Annotated in this window: 13 protein-coding genes and 1 pseudogene; 3 read left to right on the top strand and 11 right to left on the bottom strand. The window is 70.6% G+C overall.

What is annotated here, in order from left to right:
* Positions 1-129 precede the first annotated feature (129 nt).
* Entirely contained in the window at positions 130-1,644 is a 1,515-nt protein-coding gene (locus tag ND747_RS08655; protein ID WP_251732965.1) for a methionine--tRNA ligase, read from the top strand.
* Between the two features lie 85 nt (positions 1,645-1,729).
* Here ND747_RS08655 and ND747_RS08650 read toward each other — a convergent pair whose 3' ends face one another.
* The 8 genes from ND747_RS08650 to ND747_RS08615 all read right to left on the bottom strand — a co-directional run bounded on the left by ND747_RS08650 (position 1,730) and on the right by ND747_RS08615 (position 12,380).
* Positions 1,730-4,354, bottom strand: coding sequence for a heavy metal translocating P-type ATPase (locus ND747_RS08650; RefSeq protein ID WP_251732995.1), 2,625 nt, complete (start codon positions 4,352-4,354; stop codon positions 1,730-1,732).
* A 56-nt stretch (positions 4,355-4,410) separates the two neighbouring features.
* Positions 4,411-4,623, bottom strand: coding sequence for a heavy-metal-associated domain-containing protein (locus ND747_RS08645; protein ID WP_251732964.1), 213 nt, complete (start codon positions 4,621-4,623; stop codon positions 4,411-4,413).
* 531 nt (positions 4,624-5,154) lie between these two features.
* The gene (gene hemB / locus ND747_RS08640; RefSeq protein ID WP_308204589.1) at positions 5,155-6,129 is read right to left on the bottom strand and encodes a porphobilinogen synthase; all 975 of its coding nucleotides are present in this window, start codon (positions 6,127-6,129) and stop codon (positions 5,155-5,157) included.
* A 50-nt stretch (positions 6,130-6,179) separates the two neighbouring features.
* Positions 6,180-7,991, bottom strand: a complete 1,812-nt coding sequence (locus ND747_RS08635; RefSeq protein WP_251732963.1) for a uroporphyrinogen-III synthase — start codon at positions 7,989-7,991, stop codon at positions 6,180-6,182.
* A gap of 2 nt (positions 7,992-7,993) precedes the next feature.
* The gene (hemC, locus tag ND747_RS08630) at positions 7,994-9,175 is read right to left on the bottom strand and encodes a hydroxymethylbilane synthase (protein WP_251732962.1); all 1,182 of its coding nucleotides are present in this window, start codon (positions 9,173-9,175) and stop codon (positions 7,994-7,996) included.
* Positions 9,172-10,623, bottom strand: coding sequence for a glutamyl-tRNA reductase (locus ND747_RS08625; RefSeq protein WP_251732961.1), 1,452 nt, complete (start codon positions 10,621-10,623; stop codon positions 9,172-9,174). The genes hemC and ND747_RS08625 overlap by 4 nt, the downstream gene beginning before the upstream one ends.
* Positions 10,620-11,882 carry a redox-sensing transcriptional repressor Rex gene (locus tag ND747_RS08620; protein ID WP_251732960.1) on the bottom strand — a complete coding sequence of 421 codons (1,263 nt, stop codon included), beginning with the start codon at positions 11,880-11,882 and terminating at the stop codon, positions 10,620-10,622. Before ND747_RS08620 ends, ND747_RS08625 begins: the two co-directional genes overlap by 4 nt.
* 189 nt (positions 11,883-12,071) lie before the next feature.
* Complete coding sequence (locus tag ND747_RS08615; RefSeq protein WP_251732959.1) at positions 12,072-12,380, bottom strand: glutaredoxin family protein; 309 nt, start codon at positions 12,378-12,380, stop codon at positions 12,072-12,074.
* A gap of 320 nt (positions 12,381-12,700) precedes the next feature.
* On the opposite strand from ND747_RS08615, the gene ND747_RS08610 reads away from it, so the two are divergent.
* The gene (locus ND747_RS08610; protein ID WP_251732958.1) at positions 12,701-13,447 is read left to right on the top strand and encodes a sigma-70 family RNA polymerase sigma factor; all 747 of its coding nucleotides are present in this window, start codon (positions 12,701-12,703) and stop codon (positions 13,445-13,447) included.
* Positions 13,448-13,732: 285 nt separating this feature from the next.
* Positions 13,733-14,614: an HAD family phosphatase gene (locus tag ND747_RS08605; RefSeq protein ID WP_251732957.1), complete on the top strand. Its 882-nt coding sequence runs from the start codon at positions 13,733-13,735 to the stop codon at positions 14,612-14,614.
* A 518-nt stretch (positions 14,615-15,132) separates the two neighbouring features.
* Here ND747_RS08605 and ND747_RS08600 read toward each other — a convergent pair.
* The 3 genes and pseudogenes from ND747_RS08600 to ND747_RS08590 all read right to left on the bottom strand — a co-directional run.
* Positions 15,133-15,519: a hypothetical protein gene (locus tag ND747_RS08600; RefSeq protein WP_251732956.1), complete on the bottom strand. Its 387-nt coding sequence runs from the start codon at positions 15,517-15,519 to the stop codon at positions 15,133-15,135.
* Between the two features lie 478 nt (positions 15,520-15,997).
* Entirely contained in the window at positions 15,998-16,996 is a 999-nt protein-coding gene (locus ND747_RS08595) for a lysophospholipid acyltransferase family protein (protein WP_374216188.1), read from the bottom strand.
* A 729-nt stretch (positions 16,997-17,725) separates the two neighbouring features.
* Positions 17,726-18,284 (bottom strand): annotated as a pseudogene (locus ND747_RS08590) (hypothetical protein); the annotation flags it as partial.

Raw genomic sequence — 18,284 nt, 5'->3', positions numbered from 1 at the left:
GACGAGCAGCCGGATGATGCTGATGCACATGCCATCCGGCCTCTTGCGCGCGTCCTGACAGACCACCGATGAGGCCCCGGCGGAGCCTCCTCGGGCGGGGCTGCGGCGGGGCGGGAGGATCCGAAACCGATGGGTCGCTACTTCGTGACGACGGCCATCCCGTACGTCAACGGCAAGCCGCACGTGGGGCACGCGCTGGAACTCGTCGAGACCGATGCCTACGCCCGGCACCTGCGGGCGCGCGGCGAGGAGGTCCGGCTGCAGACCGGCACCGACGACAACGCGCTGAAGAACGTCCAGAGTGCCGAGGCGGAGGGGATCACCCCGGTCGAGTACGTCGAACGGGTCGCCGCCCGGTTCATCTCCCTGCGCGAGCCGCTGAACCTGTCCTTCGACGACTTCATCAAGACCAGCACCGACCCCCGGCACCGTCCCGGGGTGGAGAAGCTGTGGGCGGCCTGCGCCGAGTCCGGCGACTTCTACCGCAAGAGCTACGCGGGCCTGTACTGCGTCGGCTGCGAGCAGTTCTACGGCGAGGACGAGCTGATCGACGGGCGCTGCCCGGAGCACGGCACCGTCCCGGACCTGGTCGAGGAGAGCAACTGGTTCTTCCGGCTCAGCCGCTACGCCGACCAGCTGCACGAGCTCATCTCCACCGACCGGCTGCGGATCGAGCCGGCCACCCGCAAGCGTGAGGTGCTGTCGTTCATCGAGGCGGGGTTGGAGGACTTCAGCGCCTCGCGGAGCATGACCCGGGCGCGCGGCTGGGGCATCCCCGTGCCCGGTGACCCGGACCAGGTCATCTACGTCTGGTTCGACGCGCTCGGCAACTACATCACCGCCCCCGGCTACGGCACGGACGACGCGAGCTTCGACCGCTGGTGGACAGGCAGTGACGCGCGGGTGCACGTCATCGGCAAGGGCATCATCCGCTTCCACGCCGTCTACTGGCCGGCGATGCTGCTCTCCGCCGGGGTGCGGCTGCCGGACACCATCTTCGTCCACGAATACCTGACCGCCGACGGCATGAAGATCTCCAAGTCGGCCGGCAACGCCGAGGACCCCTCCGACATCGTCGCCGCGTTCGGCTCCGAGGCACTGCGCTGGTGGATGCTGCGCGACGTGGCCCGTGGCGGCGACACCGATTACACCACCGAGCGCCTGGTCGTCCGGGCCAACGAGGACCTCGCCAACAACATCGGAAACCTGGTGAACCGCACGGTGTCGATGGTCCGGCGCTACCGGGACGGGGTGATCCCGCCGGTCGCCGCCGACAACCCGGACGCCGCCGCGCTGCGCAGGGCCCGCGCGGACGCTCCCGCCGCGATCGACGCCGCCTTCACCGCATTCGACTACCGCCGGGCCGCCGAGACGATCACGGCGATCGGCGACGAGGGCAACCGTTACGTCGAGGCCACCCGCCCCTGGGAGCTCGCCAAGGCCGAACGCAAACAGGATGCGGCCCCCGCAGCCCTCGACGCAGTCCTCGCGGAACTGATCGCCACCTGCCGGGAGATCGCGACACACCTGACCCCGTTCCTGCCGGCGGCGGCCCCGCGGATCGTCGCCCAGTGCGGCGACGGCGGCGACCAGGTGGCCGAACCCACGCCGATCTTCCCCCGCCTGGAGCTTCCGAAGGCCTGACCTCGGCCTCGGCGCCGTACCTGCCGGGCCACCCGCGCCGGCCTGGCAGGTACGGCAGGTACGGCGCGGGTGACAGCGTCGCGGGCTACGGCGGGGTCGGGCGGAACCGGCGCAGCCGCAGGCTGTTGGTCACGACGAACACCGAGCTGAACGCCATCGCGGCGCCGGCGATCATCGGGTTGAGCAGGCCGGCGGCGGCAAGCGGCAGGGCCGCGACGTTGTAGCCGAACGCCCAGAGCAGGTTGCCCCGGATCGTGCGCAGCGTGGCCCGCGACAGCCGGATCGCGTCGGCCATCAGCCGCGGATCACCATGCACCAGGGTCAGGTCGGAGGCCTCGATCGCCGCGTCCGTCCCGCCGCCCATGGCGATGCCGAGATCCGCCTGGGCGAGTGCGGCCGCGTCGTTCACCCCGTCACCGACCATCGCGACGGTGTGGCCGTCCTGCTGCAGCTGGCGCACCGCGGCGACCTTCTCCTCGGGCAGCACCTCGGCGATCACCTCGCCGGCGGCGATGCCGACCTCGGTGGCCACGGCCCGCGCGACGACGGACGAGTCGCCGGTCAGCAGGATCGGCCGCAGCCCCAGCCGGCGCAGGTCGGCGACCGCGGCGGCAGCGGTGGGCCGCACGGTGTCGGCAACACTGATCAGCCCGCGGGGCTGCCCCGCCCAGCCGACGACGACGGCGGTGCGGCCCAGTTCCCGCTCCCCCGCCAGGACTTCGGCCAGGGCGGCCGGCAGGTCGCCGAACAGGCTGTCCCGCCCGACGACCACCCGATGATCCTCGACGACGGCCCGCACGCCGAGGCCCGCGTCCCCGGCGAACTCGGTGGCCGGCGGCAGTACACCGTCGGCCTGCGCGGCCCGCGCGGCCTGCGCGATCGCCCGGCCGATCGGATGCTCGCTGCCGTCCTCCGCGGCTCCGGCGATGCGCAGCACGTCGGCGGCGTCCTCGCCGGGCGCCGGATGGACGGCGGTGACCCGCATCCGGCCGCTGGTGAGCGTCCCGGTCTTGTCCAGCAGCACGACCTGGATCCGACGGGTGGACTCGAGCACCTCCGGTCCCCGGATGACGATGCCCAGCTGCGCGCCGCGCCCGGTGCCGACCAGCAGCGCGGTCGGTGTGGCCAGCCCCAGCGCACACGGGCAGGCGATGATCAGGACAGCCACGGCGGCGGTGAACGCGTCCGTCGTCGACGCACCGGCGACCAGCCAGGCGACCAGGGTGATCGCCGAGGCGGCGAGCACCAGCGGGACGAACACGGCCGAGACCCGGTCCGCGAGCCGCTGCACCTTCGCCTTGCCGGTCTGCGCCTGCTCGACCAGCTGCGCGATCCGCGCGAGCTGGGTGTCGGCGCCGATCCGGGTGGCCCGCACGACCAGCCGGCCGCCGGCGTTCACCGTCGCGCCGACCACGGCGTCGGTGGGCCCGACCTCGACCGGGACCGACTCTCCGGTGACCATGCTCGCGTCGACCGCGGACCGGCCCTCGATCACGACCCCGTCCGTGGCGATCTTCTCGCCGGGCCGAACGACGAACTCCTCGCCGATGCTCAGCTCCTCGATCGGCACCCGGATCTCGACGAACGCGCCGTCGGGGCGAGCCGCCACCGCCGACGCCGCCATCGCCACCGCCGACGCCGCCCGTGCCGGAGCCGAGGCCGGCGGCGAACCGTCTGCTCGCCGGCGGACGGTCACGTCCTGGGCCCCCAGATGCAGCAGGGCCCGCAGAGCTGCTCCGGAGCGACGCCGGGCCCGCAGTTCCAGGAACCGTCCAGCCAGCAGGAAGACCGGGACGCCGGCGGCGACCTCCAGATAGATCTGCGCGTTGTCCGAGCCTCCCGCGCCCCCGCCAGTCGAGGACATCCCCGGCATGTCTGCCATGCCGGACGTACCACCCAGGCCAGGCAGGTCGGCGGACGACGGATGCGTGCCGACGTCGCCGAACCCGCCGGTGAGGGAGAACCCGTGACGCATCCCCGGATCGCCGGCACCGCCGAAGACCAGCGCGTAGAGCGACCAGAGGAAGGCGGCGAGCGTACCGAGGGAGACCAGGGTGTCCATGGTCGCCGCGCCGTGCCGGGCGCCCCGGGCCGCCGCCGCATGGAACGGCCACGCCCCCCAGGTCACCACCGGCGCGGTCAGCATCAGGCTGACCCACTGCCAGTAGTCGAACTGCCAGCCGGGCACCATCGCAAGTACGATCACCGGCGCGGCCAGCACCGCCGAGACGATCAGGCGCCGTCGCATCAGTCGCAGGTCGGCACCCCCGGCCTCCGCCTCGAGTTCAACGAACCCACCGGGCTCGACGGGCTCGGCGGGCTCGACGGCGCGGCCCCATCCGGCGCAGGGGGCTCCGGAGGGCCCGATCGGCGGCCCGGCCGACGGGACGCCGGATGGCGTGACCGGCCGGGACACCGGCGAGGTTTCCGGCAAGGTTGCCGACGACCCGGGTGGTGCGGCCGGTACAGCGGTGGCGAAACCGGCGCCATGGGCTGCCGCACCGCGGGTCCGAAGGGGCAGGCTCGCCGTGTAGCCGGCGGCCCGCACGGTCGCGATCAGGTCGTCGACGGACACCTCGACACCGGCCGGCTGGCCGGGAGCGTCTCGGATGATGGTCGCCTTCTCGGTCGCATAGTTGACCGTGGCGCTGATCCCGTCCAGCCGGTTGAGCTTGCGTTCCACCCGCGCCGCGCAGGACGAGCAGGTCATCCCGCCGATCGCGAGCTCCACCCGGTCCGGGTGCGTGGAGTCGGTACCGGGCACGCTCAGGCGCGCCCGACGAGCTCGAACCCGGCCTCCGAGATCGCGGCACGGACGTCACCCTCGGCCAGCTCCTGCTCGCTGACCACCGTGACCCGACCGTCAGCCAGATCGACCGTGATGGTCGAGACCGTGGGGAGCCGCTCCAGCTCCTCGGTCACCGACTGGACGCAGTGTCCACAGTTCATTCCGGTCACGGTGTAGGCAGTGGTGGTCATCAGCGACCCTCATCCCTTGGACGGTCTTCGGTCAGCGGGCTCCGCCGACGGCGTCGCCGGCATGCCGGGCGGGTACGTCCGGCATGCCGAAAGTACCCCTCCCCCGTATCGTCCACCACTACCCCCGGGGGGTACCGGTACCGAAGCGACGGATGTCACGGCCACATCACGGACCGGACCGGAGCAAACCCGAACGCACCGCCCACCCCCGGCCGCACCCACCCCCAGCCATGGCACCTGACGCCACCTGCACCGATGACCCGCCAGCACGGCAGGAGACCGGACCGCGACCATGAGCATCACCACCATGGCCGCCACCGCCACATCGACAGTTCCTTTCGACGGGGCACTGTCGTCCGATTAGCCGTAAAAGTACCGATTCATTGACGTGACGCACGCATCCCACGATGTGGCCACGCTGGTGCCGAGTGGTGGGATGCGCGATCGCGTGACCGCATGGCCGAGCGTGGGGGCGCGTCGCGACGCGGCGACGCGACGGCACAGCGACACGGTGACGCGGCGACGCCGGGATCAGCGGCGGGCCTGCAGCCCCCGGGCCACCTCGACCGCCCAGTAGGTCAGGATGATGTCGGCGCCGGCGCGGGCGATGCCGGTGAGCGTCTCGGCAATCATGCGGTCCCGGTCGATCCAGCCGGCGGCGGCGGCCGCCTCGATCATCGCGTACTCCCCGGAGACCTGGTAGGCGGCGACCGGCACGTTCACCGCGTCCGCCACCGCGCGCAGGATGTCCAGGTAGGCCAGCGCCGGTTTGACCATCACCGCGTCCGCGCCCTCGGCGAGGTCGAGCGCCACCTCCTGCAGGGCCTCGCCGACCGAGCGGGCCGGGTCCTGCTGGTAGCCAGCGCGGTCGCCGAACTGCGGCGCGCACTGCGCGGCCTCGCGGAACGGGCCGTAGAACGCCGAGGCGTACTTGGCCGAGTAGGCCAGGATCGGCAGCTGGGTAAAGCCCTCGCCGTCCAGGGCGGCCCGGATCGCGGCGACCTGGCCGTCCATCATGCCGCTCGGCGCGACCACCTCCGCCCCGGCGCGGGCCTGGGCGACGGCGATCGAGGCGTAGCGCTCGAGCGTGGCATCGTTGTCGACCTCACCGTCGACGGTCAGCAGCCCGCAGTGCCCGTGGTCGGTGTACTCGTCCAGGCAGAGGTCGCTCATCAGCACGACATCACCGCCGACCTCGGTGGCGAGGTCGGCCAGAGCCAGCTGGACGATCCCGTTCGGATCATCGGCAGCCGAACCACGCGCGTCCTTGTGCGCCGGCACACCGAACAGGATCAGGCCGCCGACCCCGGCCTCGGCCGCTTCCACCGCGGCCTCGCGCAGCGAGGAGCGGCTGTGCTGGACGACCCCGGGCATCGAGGAGATCGGGACGGGCCCGTCCACTCCCTCCCGGACGAACATCGGCAGCACCAGGTCGGCGGGGTGCATCCGGACGTCGGCGACCAGCCTGCGCAGCGCGGGCGTCCGGCGCAGCCGACGTGGCCGCACCTGCGGCCCCGGACCGGGCCCCGGAGCCGGACCCGGACCACCGATCCGACTCACCGTCGCGCGCCGCGCCGCGGCTTGGGCAGCCGGGCCGCGAGTGGGCCGATCTTGCCAAGCTCCTCGCGGTGCTCGGCGGCAAACTCCGCCAGCGCGCCGACGAGTGCCGGGATCGACGCCTCCGGCGCCTCGACGTCCACCCGCAGACCGAGTTCGGCCGCGGTCGCCGCGGTGGCCGGGCCGATCACGGCGATCACCGTCGTCTCGTGCGGTTTACCCGCGATCCCGACCAGGTTGCGCACGGTGGAGGACGAGGTGAACACGACGGCGTCCACCCGGCCGCCCTTGAGCGCCTCCCGGATCGGGGCCGGCGGCGGCGCGGCCCGGACCGTCCGGTAGGCGGTGACGTCGTCGACCTGCCAGCCACGTTCCTTCAGGCCCGCGACGAGGGTCTCGGTCGCGATGTCGGCCCGGGGCAGCAGCACCCGGTCGAGCAGGTCCAGCGACTCGTCGAAGTCCGGCCAGTCCTCGAGCAGGCCCTCGCTGGACTGCTGGCCGGCGGGAACGAGGTCCGGACGGATACCGAACGCCCGCAGTGCGTCCGCCGTGGCCTCGCCGATCGCGGCCACCTTGACGCCGGCGAACGCCCGGGCGTCCAGGCTGCGTTCTTCGATCTTCTCCTGGACGGCGCGCACGGCGTTGACCGAGGTGAAGGCGACCCACTGGTAGCGGCCGGACACCAGACCGGTGATCGCCCGCTCCATCGGCGCGGCGGTGCGCGGCGGTTCCACCGCGATCGTCGGCACCTCCAGCGGGCTCGCACCGTGCGAGCGCAGCAGGTCGGACAGGGTCGCCGCCTGCTCCTTGGTACGGGGGACGAGCACCGTCCAACCGAACAGGGCGCGGGTCTCCCACCAGGACAGCTTCGAACGGGTGGCGACCACCGGGCCCACCGAGATGACGACCTGGGTGATGGGCACCTGGGTGGCACCCAGCAACGGCGCGACGTCGGCCTCCAACCGATCCAGCGTGGACGTGACGGTGCGCTGGTCGGTGGTGGTGCCGTCGACGGTGACGGCGACCGGGGTGTCCCCGGGCCGGCCGTGTTCCACCAGGGCGGCCACGACCTTGCCGGTCTCGGTCGGCGCCGCGGTGATGACGAGGGTCCCCGGGGCCTGGGCCAGTGCGCCCCAGTCGAGGTCACCGGGGGCGGGCGGCGGCGCCCCGAAGCCACCGAAACCGCCGCCGCCCAGGCCCAGGGGCGAGCCGAAGCCACCACCGAGGCCCGAGCCGAGCCCGCTGCCGAGGCCGGTCATCGGCCGGGCGCCGAGGCGGCCGAAGCCGGGCGCGGTCAGGGGGCCGACCGGGTCCCCGTTGCCGAACGGCGACGGTGCGGGCAGCGTGCCCGAGGAGGAGAAGACACCCGACGTGCTGGCGAACGTGATCGGCGAGCCGGGCGCGACGCCGGCGTAGGTGGCGACCGCCGCACCGGTGAGGATGCCGGGCACCACCCGGTAGGGGATGCGTGCCTTCGCCAGCGCCTGGGCGTCGGCGGCACCGATCCGGGTCAGCCAGGGATCGGAGGCGTAGAGACGGACCACCCGGTCACCGGCGCGGGCGCGGCTGACCACGGCGGCCGTCGCTGCCTCGGCGTCCCGGATCGGTTTCGATGCCTCAAGATCGCCGATCCGCAGGACCTCGGCGGAGAGGTTCTCCAGCACGGCGGGCGCGACCTCGGGATCGGCAACGACGAGATCGGCCGCCGCCAGGGTCTCGACCGCCAGGACGGTCAACAGCCCCGGGTCGCGGGGACCGGCGCCGACCAGTGCGACCGGCGAGACAGGCTTCTTCGTGCGTCGGGTGGCCATGCTCAGCTAGTTCCCATCAGCGAGTGTGCTCCGGCGGACAGCAGGTCGTCCGCGAGGCGCTGCCCGAGCGCCTCCGGGTCGACGGCGGACCCGGTCACGTCACGCCGGAGGACCGTGCTGCCATCCGGCGCGGCGACGACCGCCCGCAGGCGGAGTCCACCCGCGGGGGACGCATCACCGGCACCCGCCACAGGCACCGGCTCCACCACTGCCAGGGCGCCGACCGGGGCGGTGCAGCCGGCCTCGATCGCGGCGAGAAACGCACGTTCGGCCCGCACCGCGATGGACGACGATGCGTCATCGAGCACAAACCGTAGCAGCTCGGCGAGGGCACCATCGACGGGCTGACCATGATCTGGCCACGTTTGGCCACCGGTCCATCCCGCAGCTGGGCGATGCGCCGCTGGCGCGCCCGGGACGCCCTGGTCCGCTCCCTTACGTTCGGTGACATCCACGCCGACCAGTGCACGCCCTGGACCGGCCACCGCGAGCCCACGTCCACCACCGCATTCGATGGCGAGCGCACCCTGGCCCGGAGACGGCAGCATCACCTCCGGCTCGATGATCTCGGTGACCGCGTCGAGCCGGTCCAGGCGGGCGAGCCCGGCGTAGGCGAGGACGACCGCGTCCACCTCGCCGTCGATGGCCTTCTTGATCCGGGTGTCGACGTTCCCGCGGATCGGGACGATCTCCAGATCAAGCCCCAGCGCCCGCAGTTGCGCGGCGCGGCGCGGCGCGCCGGTCGCCACCCGGGCCCCTGGCCCGAGTTCCCGCAGCCGCCGGCCGCTCGGCGAGACCAGCACGTCCCTGGTGTCCTCCCGCAGCGGAACGGCAGCCAACACCAGGCCAGGCGGGGTCGCGGTCGGCAGGTCCTTCAACGAGTGCACGGCCAGATCGATCCGATCCGCCAGCAACGCGTCCCGCAGCGCGCTGACGAACACGCCGGTCCCACCGATCTGGCTGATCTCCGCGGACGAGCGATCGCCGGCGGTGACGATCGGGACCAGGTCGACCGCGCAGCCGACCTGCTCGCGGAGCTGGTCGGCGATCATCCCGGACTGGGCCATCGCCAGCGCCGAACGGCGGGTGCCCAGCCGCAGGCGACGACCGGCGAAGTGCGCCCGCAGTGCGGCGTGCCGCCCCGCGGGTTCGACGTCGGTGCTGGTCGGGTCGATCGCCGTCACGAATGCTCCACAAGATCAAGATCGGGCGCGGACACCACGGCGGGTACCTCGCGCGGCAGGTCGAACAGTTCCCGCAGCGCCTCCGCGTAGGAGTCGCCGCCGGGTGCGCCGGCCAGCTGCTGGACCCGCACGGTCGGGGCGTGCAGCAGCTTGTCCACGACGCGGCGGACCGCTCCTTCCACCTGTTCCCACTCCCGACTGTCCAGGTCAGGCAGGCGGGTGCGCAACCGGGCGAGTTCCGCGCCGACCACCGAGTCGGCGTGCGCCCGCAGCGCCACCACGGTCGGCGCGACCCGCTCGGCGCGGCGTCGGTCGAGGAACCCCGCGACCTCGGCCGCGACCAGTCCGCGGACGGCCTCGACGTCGTGTGTGACCTGCGCACCGTCCAGCGCGACCCGCAGGGTCTCGATGTCGATGAGGCTCACCCCGGACAGTTCGCGCACACCCGGGTCGATGTCGTGCGGCAGCGCCAGGTCCAGGAAAACCAGGGGACGCCCGCCGCGGCCGGCGAGCCCGGCGGCAGCCATGTCCTGGTCGACGACCAGACCTGCGGCACCGGTGGAGGAAATCACCAGATCCGCCAGCATGATCTCGTGCGGCAGATCCGACAGGCTCACGACCCGGCCGCCGTGCAGCTGCGCGACCCGGTCGGCCCGGGCCGCCGTGCGGTTTGCGATCACGATGTCCGAGGCTCCGGCGCGGCGCGCCGTCTGCGCCGCCAGCGACCCGACCGCGCCCGCGCCGATGAGCAGCACCCGCGCACCGGCCAACGGCGGCTCCGACGGCTCCGACGGCTCCGACGGATCGGGCACCGAGACGTCGGCGCCCGCATGGACCGGGCCCGCGTCATGGCCCGGGCCCGAGGCGGTCACTCGTGGCGCGGCAACGGGGACGGCCGGCGTCTCTCCCAGCACCCCGAGGCTCACCGCGGCCAGCTGGATGCCCACCGCCACGATCGATGCCCCGGCAGCATCGATCGACGTCTCGGAATGGGCCCGCTTGCCGACCCGCAGAGCCGCCTGGAACAGCCCCGACAGCGCACCGCCGGCGCCCCCCGCGTCCTGGGCGGCCCGGAACGCGCCCCGCACCTGCCCGAGGATCTGGGACTCCCCGACCAGCATGGAATCCAGCCCGCAGACGACGGAGAACAGGTGCCCGACCGCCCGTGCGTCATGATGGACGTACAGGTGCGCGGCCAGATCGGCAAGATCGATCCCACAGATCCGACTCAGCTGGTCGGAGATGTCGGCGACGCCGCCGTGAAAGGTCTCGACGTCCGCGTAGAACTCGGTGCGGTTGCAGGTGGACAGTACGACCGCTTCGGTGACGTGAGCCGCCGCCGTCAGGTCGTGTAGCACCTTCGGCGCGTCGGCGGGAGACACCGATGCCTGTTCCAGCAGCGATGTCGGCGCGGTGCGGTGGTTGAGCCCGACGACCAGCAGGCTCATGCCCCCTCACCGCCAGCGGGTCCCAGGGTCGTTCCCGAGGTCCGCGGCAGGGCTCGACCCGGAAACTGACCGCGTGCCATCGGCGGTCCGCCCGGGCGGACCGTGAACACCGGCGCTGCGCACGCCCCCTCGCCGGGCGAAGTCGACGGGACCGTCCGCCCCCGCCTCAGCGATCCGACCTCATGCACGACCTGCGCCGGCCGCACCTGTCCGGCTTGACGAGTCACCCGCACGACCCCATCCGTCTCGCCTCTCACCCTGTCCGGCCGGGAGCTCACTGCGCCCGCTTCTGTGGTCGCGGCCTCGTCCTTTGGCACGCGAGCCGGCCCGGACCCGGTCAGCTCCGGCAGCGCGTTGCCCTGCCTGGCATGACCTGCAGCGAGCGGTTCCACCGCGGACTCCGTCCGCGGATGCACCTCGCTGGCTGGCTCGGCCGGCGCCTGCGCGCCACGGTCGTCCTCGAACGCGGCACGCGCAATGATCGTTGTGCCAGGCTCCGCGGAGGTGTCGGGCTGTGCTGTCCGCGCGGGCTGCGCGGAACCAGGCGGCCCGTTGTCAGCGGACCCCATCGGCCGCTTGCGCGCCTCGTGAAACGACAGGATCTGCAGCTCCACGGCGAGGTCGACCTTACGCACGTCCACCCCCTCCGGCACCATCAACACCGTAGGGGCAAAGTTGAGGATGCTCGTGACCCCCATGGCCACCAGCCGATCACACACCCGTTGTGCCGCAGCCGCCGGAGTGCAGATCACCCCGATCGTGACGGCACACTCGACGATCACCTGCTCCAGCTCGTCGACGGGACGGACGACCACCTCGCCGACCCGCTCGCCGACCCGGTCGGGATCCGCGTCGACCAGAGCCACGATACGGAACCCCCGGGCATGAAACCCCCCGTAACCGGCAAGGGCATGGCCGAGATTGCCCACCCCGACAAGGACAACGGAGCGGTCTTCGGTGAGGCCGAGACGCGTGGCGATGCAGTCCAGCAGGACGTCCACCTCGTAGCCCACCCCACGAGTGCCGTAGGAGCCGAGGTACGACAGGTCCTTGCGCACTTTCGCGGAGGTCACACCAGTGGCGGCGGCCACCGTGTCGGAGGACACGGTATGCACGCCGCTGTCCGCCAAGGCCGTCAGTACGCGGAGGTAGAGCGGGAGCCGGGCCACCGTCGCCTCTGGCACCGAAGATCTGCCGGCAGTCGATTCACTGCGCGAACGTCGCCTGATCACCGCTGGGCGACGCCGTGGCTGGCTCATCCGCGGCTCCGATCTGTGGGCACGCGTCCATCGCTGCGCGGGCGGGAGATCCCGTCGGAAGCCGCGGGCCCATATCCGTGGCCTTGCCGATCCCCACTGGGGGTGCGGCACCACAAGTCAGATGTCGTCGGGCAGTGTACGACTTCGTGAAGGGATTCACGAAGTGCACGAAAGAGCTCTGGACATGAATCAGTGACGACCCGTGGAGCGGATCGACCATCGGCTGCCGGTCAGAGCCCGACGCAGCCGCTCCTCCTCGACGCGCCAGTAGCCATGCTCCCGGCCGTCGACCAGGGTGACCGGCACCCGGTCGCCGTACTCGTCGGCCAGCCGGGCATCGGAATCAACGTCGACCTCACGCCAACCGACCCGCTCCTGACCTGCCACGCGAATGATCGCATCGCGCGCGGTGTCACACAGGTGGCAACCCACCCGGGTCAGCAGCGTGATGCGTGCCTCGCCGTCCGGTTCAGCGAATCCTGGCCCGTCGGGGTTCATGTCCCCGATGGTAAGTCGGTGTTGCCGCTGGGGTCGCTGGTCAGCAGTGGCCGGATGGGACGCGGATCGAATCTCCGGCAGCCATCTGTGCGCCGTGCGGCTACACTCAGCTACCTGAGTCCTTGTCCACCGAGGCATCGCGGCCGTCCTGGCGCGACCGAACCTCCGGAGTCCGGACTGTGACCGACTGCACGTTCGCCAACGTCGCCACCGGCCCGGCCAGCGCGCGGCGAGGCCGGGACGTGAGACCGGCGCTCATCGTGCTTCCCGCGTCCGGCTCGCCGGCCGCCCGCGTCGCCCCTGGCCGGCTCCGCCGGTGGGTGCTGGCCGCATCGATCGCGGCCACCGGCCCATCCGCCTCGATTGACGCGCCCGCAGACCGCACCACAAACGGTTCAGGCAGCACCGCGCGTGCTCGACGCTCCGAGGACACCGCCTCGACCCCGCTGACCGACCCGGAACCCGAACCTGCTTCGGAGCCAGGCTCCGGGGAGCCGACCGAACGGGAATGGGCGGCACTGGTCGCCCGAGCCAGCCAGGGTGACAGCGAAGCCTTCGGCGCGCTGTACGACCACTATGCCGATCTGGTTTTCCGCTATGCGCTCTACCACGTGGGCGGCGATCCTGCGGCAGCCGAAGATGTCGTGAGCGAAACGTTCCTCCGGGCTCTGCGCATGATCGGGGCCTTCACCTGGCAGGGACGCGACATCGGCGCTTGGTTCATCACCATCGCCCGCAATCTGATGGTTGACCAGGCCCGCTCCGCGCGCCGCCGCTTCGAGATCCCGACCGCGGACATACTTGCCGCCTCCGACCGGAGCCTGGGACAGGTCACACCCGGCCCCGAGGAGCTGATCGTCACAGGCCTGACACAGCAGGAGCTGTTGGACGCAATCCGCCGTCTGCGCCCGGACCAACGCGAGTGCATCGCCCTCCGCTTCCTCGAGGAGCTGTCCGTACGAGAAACCGCTCTTGCGATGGGCCGCAACGAGGGCGCCGTCCGGGCGCTCCAGCTACGCGCGGTACGCACGCTGGCACGTTCCCTGCCGTCGCACGGATCGGCCTGAGGCCTGATTGCGTCAGACGGGGCACCGATCCATAGAACTATCCGACGAATCACGGATCTGGTGCGCGCATTGTTGTGGCAGTAGCACCTTTGCGCCACCGGATCTTCGCCTGTAGCAGTCGCCTGACAGGATCGCGCCGTAGTCTGACGACAGGTCGATGAGCCGAGGCGTGCGCGTCGACTCACCGAGACACCGGCAGCAGGCCAACAGCAGGCCCACGCCGTCCGGCGGAGCGCGGCAGGGCCGATCCCACTGGTTCCACCGCCGACTGCATGGAGATGACAGATGAGGGTGCGACGCAGAGGTGTGGCCGAGATCAGGCAGGCGGCCGAGGCAGCGGCGATCGCCGCGTTGAAGGTCGCCGCGGAAGAAGTTCCCCGCCCACCGTTCGACGAGTCCACAGCTGCCTTCTTCGATGTGGACAACACGGTGATGGCCGGGGCGTCGATCTTCTACTTCGCGCGTGGGCTGGCCGCTCGAGACTTCTTCGACTCTCGCGACCTCCTTCGCTTCGGGCTGCAGCACCTGACCTACCGACTGCGCGGCCAGGAGGACTCGGACGGTATCCGGGATGCTCGGGAGACGGCCTTGGCCTTCGTCGCCGGCCGGTCCGTGGCAGAGATCGTCCGCTACGGCGAGGAGATCTACGACGAACGTATGGCGGAGCAGATCTACTCGGGCACCCATGCTCTTGCGCAGCAGCACCTCGACGCTGGTCAGCGGGTCTGGCTCGTGACCGCGACCCCGGTGGAACTCGCCTCGGTGATCGCCCGCCGTCTCGGCCTGACCGGTGCGCTGGGCACCGTCAGCGAGGTGCGCGACGGCGCGTACACCGGCAGGTTGGTCGGTGGCCTGCTGCACGGACAGGCCAAGGCCGAGGCCGTGCTGGCCCTGGCGGAACGCGAGGGTCTGGATCTGTCTCGCTGCTGGGCCTACTCAGACTCGGTCAACGATCTTCCACTGCTTTCCCTGGTCGGCCACCCGGTCGCCATCAACCCGGATCCCGATCTCAAGGCGATCGCCCGCGAGCGTGACTGGCCGGTCAAGGATTTTCGCACCGCCCGCAAGGCGATCAAAATTGGCATACCGGCAGCCGCTGGTGCTGGCGCCCTGGCCGGCGGTGTCGCCGCCGGGCTGGCGCTACGACGGCGAGTCGTCAGCGTCTGATCGACCACCTAATCCACTGTGTAGTTGTCAGGGTACGTGTGGTGCTGGGCACCGGTGGGGGTGCTCCAGGTGATGCGGCCGGTGATGGTCTGTTCGATCAGCCAGCCGGCGGACCGCCGGTGACCGGCCTGCCCAGTGGAGCCTGTTTGGCCGGTTGATCCGGCCCGGCCTGCCGGGCGGGGGGCGGGGTCCGCTTGCGGCGGCCCGGCATCCGGTGACGGCGTCGGCAGACGGGGCGAGGCGTCCTGGCGGGGTCGGGCCGCCGTCGGCCAAGGCAACCGTATGGCCAAGATCAGAGCTGGGGGCGGGCGTCCACAGCCCGGCAGCGCACAGGTGGTGTTCCGTGCCCGGGCCTTGCGTGCCAGTGCCAGCGACGGGAACCGCCGGTCGGGGACGTCAACAAGGTATCCGCTGTCCCTGCGGGTCACGATCTGCCGCCACGTGCACCGGGATCGGTCCGAACCCGGGGACCTCCCCGGGGCGTACGGCCACACCGAGCAGGGTTTCCACCGGCGCGATCACCTGCAGCTCGACCGGGACCTGCCCGGCGTCCGTGCCCATCCACAGCCCGTAGGCCACATCCGCCCGCCGCTGCCCAGAATCGCACCCATCACCATCGCCGGCCTGGCGGGCGAGCCGGCTGATCCGCGCGCCCATACCTGTTCCGCGCTCAGCACCACCTCCAACCAGCCCACCGCCTCCCGCTCCTGCACCTCCCGTGCCCGCCTGCGCACCTCCCGCTCCGGCGTTTCCTGCTCCGGCGACATCACCTCTGACGACATCGCCTCGACACCCACCGACACCATCACCAGCTCTCCCTTCCCGAAAAGAAAAAATCGACAGGAAAAAGAAACGAAGAGGAAGAAGTAGAGGATGCCGGCCAGCGAGGGAAACACCGGCCGCACCCATCATGCTCGAACGCATATTCGAAGATTAGACCGGAATCCACCCGCTGACAACCCCCTGCCACGCACTAGAAGAAACAGACCGCATCCCACCCCGAACCACGACCACAACACCAATAAAGAAGCACGGACCAGCCACCACACCAGGCAGCCGCACGCGACGAGAGAAAAGCTTCCGGGCGGGGGTTGCCGGCTCGAACACATGACCTATACTCGGAGAGGGTCGGTCAGCCGAAGACGCTTCGCCACCGGCCAGCGGGCGGACAGGTATGACCGCACAACTCACAGACCTCTGCCTGCACAGCCGACCATCGAGAACGGAAGGCATCACCGGCGCCTCTGATCACCTCTCAGTGTTGACCGATGGAAAATTGGCAGCGTAGACGGCATCCACCTGCCCGAACCAAGATTCGATCCTCTTAAATAGCTGGAACATTCAAACAGCCACGACCACCAGTCCAACCAACTGCACACCAGGCTAGAAGAAGACTGAGCGACGCTGCATCAGGAGGCTGTAGAGAGTGTGCTGAATTGTCTCTCGAATGCTGTCGGTGAGCTCGAAGACAAGCATTGGATCATCAGCCGCCTCCGGCGGATGAACGTCGGTGGCGACCGGCTCACCGAACTCGATGTACCATTTCGACGGCAGCGGGATCAACCCGAACAGGCCCAGCCACGGAAAAGTCGGCGTAATCGGAAGATAGGGAAGCCCGAGGAGGCGAGCAAGCGATTTTGCATTTCCGATCATCGGGTAGATCTCCTCGGCACCAACGATCGTGCACGGAATAATTGGGACTCCCGTGCGCAGCGCGGCAGAGACGAATCCGCCACGGCCGAAACGTTGGAGTGTATATCGCTCCCGGAACGGTTTTCCCACTCCCTTGAAGCCTTCCGGCCAAACACCCACGAGATGGCCGGCGTTCAGCAGCCGCTCAGCATCCGCCTGACAGGCCAGCGTGTTGCCAATTTTGCGGGCAAATGGCGCCAGGAAAGGCACAGAGAAGACGAGATCGGCCGCGAGCATCCGCAGGTTGCGGTGCGCAGGGTGGTGGTCAAGGATCGCCATCGCCATCATCAGGGCGTCCATGGGAAGGGTTCCGGAGTGGTTGGCGACCACCAAGGCTCCCCCGGTGTCCGGAATATTCTCCAGCCCTCGGGTCTCGACGCGGAAATAGTCGCGATAGATGGGGCGCAGAAGCGGAGCAAGCACATGCTCGGTCAGGTCGGGATCGAAGCCGTGCTCATCGATCACGTAATCCCCGGTGATCCGGCGGCGAAGAAAGGCAAGCACTCCGGCAAGCACCGAATCAAGATCACCTACTGTGGCATCGCGTCGATCGTCGGTGTCGCTCCCCGGATCGACGCTCGCTGCCACATGCGGCTCGTTGCCACCCGCCGGGTTTCGCCATTCGAATCCGGCCGTTGCGGCAGCACTGTCCGCATCCTCGCGGCCAACTCGCGGGGTTGTATCGGCCACGGCGCCCCGCAGATCACTCCGATCATGCCTGTCCCTCGGCCCGCGCCCGGCGCTTTTTGTCTTTGCGTCATCGTCTGCTGCGTCATCGTCGGCGCGAGCAGCACTCTCGGCCAGTGGCATGCCATCGGCACGACGCCGGGGTCGCGCCGTGGCATCTGTCCCCTGTCCCTTCCGGGGCGGACTCGGAACCGATCGCGCCGCGCGAGGCCGGCCAGATCGGCTGGATCCGCCAGACGAACGAGCCGAACGACGGGCGGCGGAGGTCCCGTTAGCCAGCTCGGGATTGGAGGCACCCGCTGTCACGTCTCCGGTCACCGACCCTCCGACCAGATCTCCGACCGGGTCACCGGCCGGCTCCCCGGCTGGAGCAGAGCCAGCCGAGCCTGCGCGCCGCGCAGATTCCGCAGACGGGTCCGCATCGTCGACGGAGGACTGCACCCGGCCAGACCTCTCCGAGGGAGTGCCGTCGGTAAGGGGCGCCAGGCCGGGACTGGTCGAACGACGCCGCGCCGGCTGGGAACCACTTCCGCTGGCGCGGGCCGACCCGCGGAGCCTGTCGCGGCGGGCGGATCCAGGCCGCGCACCGTCTGGATCCGGGCGTCGGTCACCGTTAAGCGGAATGATCTTTGCCTCGCCCTGCGTGTGCTCGGGCACGTCACCGTCAGCCATGGGCGCCGCTACCTTCCCCGGCTTCCCGCCGGGTGCGGCGGGGCGTACCAATCAGGGCCATCATCTCGCCGAACCCGACAACCGTCGGCCCATCGAACCGAGCAGTCCATGCTCGACCCGAGAGACCAGTTCATGATCAATAGTGAACCGCAGGTCGCGGAATTCGACGAACGCGTCGAAGGTCTCCACGGTCGAATACCGTGGACGATAGCCGAACACACCGATCAGCCGGCTCGTGTCCACGGCCCGCCCATGGGCAAGCAGATCCAGCTGCTCTGCCGAGTAATCGATGATCCGCAACCGCCGAGCCAGGCCACCCAACAGCTCGATTGCTGGGAGCGGGGCCGGAATACTCGGCCGCCCTGCCCGCCGGACTGCCTGCGACAGCAGCATCACGCCGTCCCCCGCGACGTTGAAGGTGCCCGCATGGCCGCCACGTGCCGCGTGCAGCAGGACCGCGAGGGCGTCCGTGGAATGCAACAGCTGGATACGCGGGTCGAAACCCAGCACCGTCGGCACGACCGGAAGATCGAGGTAGAGCGCTAGGCCGTTTCTCGTGGATCTTTGAGCCAGATGAAGATCGCGGCGATGGTGAGTTCGTTGCGGTAGTAGTGGGCGC

The sequence above is a fragment of the Frankia sp. R82 genome (assembly GCF_023716925.1).
GTDB lineage: Bacteria > Actinomycetota > Actinomycetes > Frankiales > Frankiaceae > Frankia.
Note: the sequence above shows the minus strand (reverse complement) of the source record. Positions and strands in the feature narration are given on the sequence as shown.

What these genes read in the sequence shown, in the direction of transcription:
- ND747_RS08605 (WP_251732957.1), top strand. Translation starts at nt 13,733, where the DNA reads ATGAGGGTGCGACGCAGAGGTGTGGCCGAGATCAGGCAGGCGGCCGAG.
- ND747_RS08655 (WP_251732965.1), top strand. Translation starts at nt 130, where the DNA reads ATGGGTCGCTACTTCGTGACGACGGCCATCCCGTACGTCAACGGCAAG.
- ND747_RS08645 (WP_251732964.1), bottom strand. Translation starts at nt 4,623, where the DNA reads ATGACCACCACTGCCTACACCGTGACCGGAATGAACTGTGGACACTGC.
- ND747_RS08625 (WP_251732961.1), bottom strand. Translation starts at nt 10,623, where the DNA reads ATGAGCCTGCTGGTCGTCGGGCTCAACCACCGCACCGCGCCGACATCG.
- ND747_RS08620 (WP_251732960.1), bottom strand. Translation starts at nt 11,882, where the DNA reads ATGAGCCAGCCACGGCGTCGCCCAGCGGTGATCAGGCGACGTTCGCGC.
- ND747_RS08615 (WP_251732959.1), bottom strand. Translation starts at nt 12,380, where the DNA reads ATGAACCCCGACGGGCCAGGATTCGCTGAACCGGACGGCGAGGCACGC.
- ND747_RS08635 (WP_251732963.1), bottom strand. Translation starts at nt 7,991, where the DNA reads ATGGCCACCCGACGCACGAAGAAGCCTGTCTCGCCGGTCGCACTGGTC.
- ND747_RS08650 (WP_251732995.1), bottom strand. Translation starts at nt 4,354, where the DNA reads ATGACCTGCTCGTCCTGCGCGGCGCGGGTGGAACGCAAGCTCAACCGG.